We start from the raw sequence: 248 nt of genomic DNA, 5'->3' as shown, positions 1-248 counted from the left end.
ACTACATATTGTTGCATACGTTTACCATATTGAACTGATTGATAAACCTCTTCATCTTTAATTTTTAAAGTAACTATTAAATCAATTAATTTCTCATTAATAATCGCATTTACTTCTAAATTTTCTTTAACATTATCAAATGTTTTATCCCAACCAGCAAAGTAAAACTCATATCCTGGTTTATTATTAGGAGTTATTGCCGCAAGTACCTCTTCTGCTGTTGGCGCTACTGCCGCAGTATCATACAT

1 protein-coding gene is annotated in these 248 nt (G+C 30.6%); it reads right to left on the bottom strand.

Features of this window, described 5'->3' with window-relative positions:
• Positions 1-248, bottom strand: a 248-nt coding sequence (locus tag FQ668_RS28735) for a hypothetical protein (RefSeq protein WP_178097248.1), incomplete at both ends; no start/stop codon positions are given.

The organism is Pseudomonas sp. Kh14 (assembly GCF_900291005.1).
Classification (GTDB): Bacteria; Pseudomonadota; Gammaproteobacteria; order Pseudomonadales; family Pseudomonadaceae; genus Aquipseudomonas; species Aquipseudomonas alloputida.
The sequence above is the reverse complement of the archived record's forward strand: the minus strand, read 5'-3'. Positions and strand labels throughout refer to the sequence as shown.